The 2,080-nt window shown below is 56.3% G+C and carries 2 protein-coding genes; both read left to right on the top strand.

The genetic code is table 11. The features are described from left to right. A partial coding sequence (locus ACJROR_RS00495) for a sulfate/molybdate ABC transporter ATP-binding protein (protein WP_406545386.1) occupies positions 1-1,047 on the top strand: 1,047 nt, incomplete at its 5' end. 131 nt (positions 1,048-1,178) lie between these two features. Next, positions 1,179-2,080 (top strand): molybdopterin molybdotransferase MoeA (locus ACJROR_RS00490; RefSeq protein WP_406545385.1); only part of this gene is annotated, 902 nt, incomplete at its 3' end.

The following is a 2,080-nucleotide window of genomic DNA, read 5'->3' as shown; positions in this document are numbered from 1 at the left end:
GGCTCCGGAAAAAGCATGACCCTCCGCTGCATTGCCGGCATTGCCAGACCGGACTCCGGCCGCATTGTTCTTAATGACCGGGTGATCTTCGATGCGGCAAAGGGCATTAATCTCCGGCCCCAGGAGAGAAGAACCGGGTTTCTTTTTCAGAACTATGCCCTGTTTCCCGGCATGACTGTTTTTGAAAACGTCCTTATGGGAGTAAGATCCGCTGTTCATAAAAGCAAAGCTGACAGAATTCGCCTGGCCGGAGAGATGATTGAGAGAATGGAGCTTTCTCACGTAAGAAATTCCCGGGCTTCGGAAATCTCCGGAGGCGAGATGCAAAGAACTGCTCTGGCCCGAATTTTGGTGAACGATGCGGATATCATGATGCTGGATGAACCCTTTTCCGCGCTGGACGAGCACCTAAGATTCAGCCTGGAGCAGGAGCTCTCACGGGTGATGCGTGAGTTCGGGAAGACCGTTATCTTAGTGTCTCATAACCGGGATGAGGTTTTTCGGCTGGCCGGCAGAGTGGCGGTAATTCACCGCGGCGTTATCGAGTCCTCGGGAGAGGTGCGAGCTGTTTTTGAGAATCCCGGGACAGTGCATGCCGCAAGACTTACCGGGGTAAAGAACATTGCTCCCGCCAAAATCGACGCTGCCGGATTTATCACGGTTCCGGGCTGGGGGGTTCGGGCGCCGCTCCGGGGAGCAAATGAAGATATTTCTGGGATCACCGCGGCGGGAATCCGCATGAATGACATGAGACTCAAGCCGCACCCTGGTGAAACAGGATCTGAGAAGTCAGGGCTGGCGGCATCAGAGTCGGCGGAGCCGGGCCGCTTCTATGATTTTGCCATTGAAAGCGTAACGGAAAACCTTTTCAGCTATACTCTGGATCTCCGGAATCCCCGGGTTCCGGATCCCCGGCCCTTATACTGGCAGGTATCCCGGGATATCTGGCGGCCCGGCACGCTAACCGGCAGCGACGGAGAGATGGCGGAAAACGCCGGAATTTCTCTTTTTATTCCGGACAGAGCGGTGATGGCTCTCCGGGGCTGAGGGCCGGGAGAATCTTTCCGGAGGCGGGAAGGCCGCAGGAATGACAAATGAACGACAGCATGATGAAATGACAGCATAGTGAAATGACAGCATGGTGAAATGACAGCATAAGCGACAGGAAAATGAACAGCATGAACGAAAAGCCTAAAAAAATGACATTTCGGGAGACCAGAGATTTGCTGCTGTCCCGGATTAAGCCGGTTTCCGCGGAGATCGTGCCTCTGGATGAGGTTTACGGCCGGATCCTGGCCCGGGATGTCATTGCCGGGATGATGATTCCTCATTATGACAGATCGCCCTTTGACGGTTATGCCTTCCGGAGCTCTGATGTGAAAAACGCCGCTCCGGAGTCTCCGGTGTCCCTGAGAGTCATTGCGGAGTTCAGGGCCGGGGACAGCGCGGGGGATCTGTGCCTCGGGGAGGGCGAAGCTGTCAGGATCATGACCGGAGCTCCGGTGCCCCGGGGGGCTGATGCGGTTACCAAGTATGAGGATACGGTATTTACCCGGGAAACGGTTACCCTGATGAGCTCCTTCCGTCCGGGACAGAACGTGATCAGAGCCGGAGAGGATGTGAAGGCCGGGGCGACGCTGGCCCGGAAGGGGGATCCTGCGGATACTGCGGTTATGGGCATGCTGGCCTCTCAGGGGCTTACGGAGGCTTATGTATACCGGAAACTTCGGGTGGCGGTGATCGCTACCGGAAATGAGCTTCAGGATCCCGGAAAGCCGCTTTCCGGAGGGCAGATTTATAATTCCAACCGTTATATGCTGATGTCCGAGCTAAAAAGAGCCGGATACAGCGCAGACTATGCCGGCAGAGCGGGAGATTCCGCGGCGGAGATTGCCTCTCTTGTGGCCGGAGCTCTTCAGGATCATGATGCGGTGATTACCACCGGCGGGGTTTCAGCCGGGGATTATGATCTGGTGCCGGATGCTCTTCGGGATCTCGGGGCCGAGATTTTGGTTCATGGCGTCCGCATGAAGCCCGGCATGGCCTGTGTCTATGCTTTTCTGGGGGAGAAGCCCTGCAT

Source organism: Succinimonas sp. (assembly GCF_045225735.1).
Lineage (GTDB): Bacteria > Pseudomonadota > Gammaproteobacteria > Enterobacterales > Succinivibrionaceae > Succinimonas.
The sequence above is the reverse complement of the archived record's forward strand: the minus strand, read 5'-3'. Positions and strand labels throughout refer to the sequence as shown.